This is a genomic window from Cupriavidus sp. UYPR2.512, from assembly GCF_000379565.1.
Lineage (GTDB): Bacteria > Pseudomonadota > Gammaproteobacteria > Burkholderiales > Burkholderiaceae > Cupriavidus.
In genome coordinates this window covers 1-3024 of the sequence record NZ_KB902986.1, presented here as the reverse complement: position 1 = coordinate 3024, position 3024 = coordinate 1, and the positions used below count along the sequence as shown (strand labels likewise).

The 3024-nt window shown below is 59.7% G+C and carries 4 pseudogenes; 1 reads left to right on the top strand and 3 read right to left on the bottom strand.

Annotated features, from left to right (window positions below):
• Positions 1 to 541 precede the first annotated feature (541 nt).
• From A3A5_RS0116210 to A3A5_RS0116200, 3 pseudogenes are all read right to left on the bottom strand, one after another.
• A pseudogene (locus tag A3A5_RS0116210) lies at positions 542 to 854 on the bottom strand (non-heme iron oxygenase ferredoxin subunit).
• Positions 855 to 866: 12 nt separating this feature from the next.
• A pseudogene (locus A3A5_RS38660) lies at positions 867 to 1337 on the bottom strand (nuclear transport factor 2 family protein).
• A gap of 4 nt (positions 1338 to 1341) precedes the next feature.
• Positions 1342 to 1659, bottom strand: a pseudogene (locus A3A5_RS0116200) (salicylate hydroxylase); the annotation flags it as partial.
• Between the two features lie 719 nt (positions 1660 to 2378).
• Between A3A5_RS0116200 and A3A5_RS41610 the strand changes: the two are divergent.
• A pseudogene (locus tag A3A5_RS41610) lies at positions 2379 to 2927 on the top strand (IS110 family transposase); the annotation flags it as partial.
• Positions 2928 to 3024 lie beyond the last annotated feature (97 nt).

The window sequence follows — 3024 nt, the reverse complement described above, 5'->3', positions numbered from 1 at the left end:
AACTCGCACTCACTCTCTCCACGCTGTGTCGCAGTGTGGGCATTGGAGACGCCGAATTCATATAAGTTCCATCACGAACAGAACGCTACACTAGCGGACGCGGGCCTTGTCGGCGCCCGGGACGGTGAGCGTGGGCGCGCCCGCCGCCGGTACACAAGATCAGCTTGTCGTAAGACAGCGTCTCGCCATTGGCCATCACCAGGCGTTTCGCGCTCCGGTCGATGTGATCCACCCAGGTATCCAGCCACCACTCAAGCCTGAGGGCTTCGAACACTTCTGGGCCTACAGCCAGGTGCTGACGGGCGCGGCCTTGCTGGCAAGTACGGGCTTGGACAATGGCGGTCGCTCGACGACGGATGGCATTCGTCTCCAATCAGCACGAGCCTGCAATTGAAGCCTTCGTTGTGCAGCGTCTGGGCGGCACAGCCGCCGGCCTGGCCGGTGCCAATGATGACAATCGTGCTGGTCGGTAAGTTGGCAGTCGCGCCGAGTAGTCGGTCGGAATCCATGCTTGTTTCCTCTGGTTTGTGACGCAGGTCTTTCAGGCGAGGTCGAGGTAAACCTTGTCGGCCTCGATCCGGACCGGATAGGTACGGATGCTCTCGGTCAGCGGGGCGCACATCGCAGTGGCGTTGCGGATGTCGAACCTGCCCTGATGGAGCGGGCACTCGATTTCATGTCTCTCGAGAAAGCCCTCGCACAGACGCGCGTGGCCATGCGTGCAGATGTTGTCGGTTGCATAGACGTCGCCGTCTATGCCATAGAGGGCGATCTCCTTGCCTTGCACTGCCACGGCGATCACGCCGTCCTGCGGAACGCTGAACAGACGCTGCCTCGATCCAGGTTTCAGTCATGAAATGCTCCTGTTAGATGGGGTAGATCAGCGAGTTGGGAATCATCTCGCTATCGAAAATGCAGAGGCGCGACGCGAATCGCCAGCCCTCGGGCGTGGGCACGACGGTGTCGAGATAGCGGCCGACGTTGTACACATTCGTCATCTGGTCGGGCTTGGTGCGCAGTACGGCGTAGTTCGTCTCAGCTACGATCCTGTCGCCGTCGGCTTTCCTGATCAGGGGCGCACCGACGATGTGGCGCTGATAGTAGGGATCGTGAAACGGGGTCTCGCGGATGCCGTAGGTGCGGTCCTTGAGCATCCCCTTGCTTTCGAGCGAAAGCGTGGCGAGGGGCAAGCCGCGCTCGTGGTTTTCGCGGAGCTGGATCCGATAGAGGCAATCGTCGGTGAAGAATTCCGGCCAGCGGTCCCATTCGCCGTTGTCCACGGCCGACGTGTAGTCGGCCTACAAGGAGAGCAGAGCATAGTAGTCAGCGAAGTTCATGATGTCAGACCTCCATCACTTTGCGCCAATAGGCGTACATGCCGCGAATCAGTGTCTCGGTCACCATATGTTCCGTGTTCTCGGCGGTCTTGCCACCCAGTTCGGCGATCACGCGATGCCACGGCTTTTGGGAGAAGCCTTCCTGCGAGCATTCGATCGCTTCGCCATCGTCGGCTGACACGAAGCCAGCGGGCCCGAACAGATTGGCCTGGCGCAGGCGCCGCCGCGTCATCTCCTCCGTGTCGTCCTCAAAGCCGAAGTGCGTCCAGACAAAGTCGAAGGAGTCGGGGCCATTGAACTGGATATGACGCGTGGAAACCGAAAACCCGAAAGGGAATGCGGCTGATGCTGTCGTCGGCCCACACCGGGCCAGCTTGGAAGGATTCGGTTTCCATGGTTGTCTCCAGAAATTTGAGCAAGTCTGTGCGGCTCCAAGGCCTGCGAATTTTATCTGCGCGTTTGAAGCGGCTTTGAGGTGTGGCAGGTCACACTATTGCGCGGGAGTGGTTCGTGGCGCGTGCCTGCACGAGGCTATTCAGGATGGGATGGCCGACGCGCGTTCGCGCCGGCAGCGGTGCTTTCGTCGGGCGCGTCCGTTTTTTTCTTTGTACGGGAACGATCATGGTGCAGCGTGCGAAATAAACCACTGGAATCTGGTCTATAGTTGATATTCATCAAATCAATAAGGCTTGCATGGAACTGAAGGACGTCGATCTGAATTCGATCAGTTGCTACGCCAAGGCACTGGGTGACTGTCACGCATTCCCCAGGGAATGGTGGCGTCGGAAGCTGGTTGGGCAGGAGGGAAAAAAGCGTCGCAGGATTTCCCGTCTGAGCCATGCGTTACACCCCAATCGGAGACCCGGACCTCGCTATCCTAGCCCGCGACCGAGACGCGTGGCGGGCTCGGGCGGATCGTCTCTATGACGTCGAAGCGCTCATCCAAGCATGCGTTCCGGATTCCGCCACTTGCGATCCAAGCATTGTGGCCGACGCGATCCGGGAGTGGTTCGATAGTTTCGAGGACGGCAGTCATGGAAGGGCGCGCACTACATGGCCCGCAAGCTCACCACCTTTGAGCATCAGGTCAAACTCGTCTAACGGCAGTACGTGCGCCCCTTCGTCAAGGGCAACAAGAATGATTTGTCGATGCCGAGGCAATCTGCGAAGAGGCCTCGCGCCCGTCCATGCGGTTCGTAACGCCCGAGACGGAGTCGCAGCAGACGCCTGTCTGCCCTGCACAGAGTGCGTGAATCGCTATCCGCGACCGCACGAGGACCGTCAAACAGATGCATGGTTCCCCTCGAATTCGGCTCAGCCTTCCAATTGGCATGGCGGTCATCAAGCGGCTGCCGGCCGTGCCGGCCGAACATGCGTTGCCTGCGCGCCTGGTCGCCATCCTTGATCGATTGCACGCACACTCCAAGTACCTGAACGAGCAGATTGGTGAGATCGACAAGGACTTGGCTCATGACCTCGCTGAAGACGACCTTGGTCGGCGCTTGCTTTCGATTCCAGGCGCGAGGCCGATTCCCGCCAGTGTGCTGGCGACCGATATGGGCGACGGCAAGCTGTACGTGCAGCCGGGATTCGAGCTAAAGTCGAAAGTGGTGTACGGGCGGGGAATTTGAGGCGCGGAGTAGAGGGCGGTGGAGCTTTCCGCTGAGAATCTGATTGTCGAGATCGG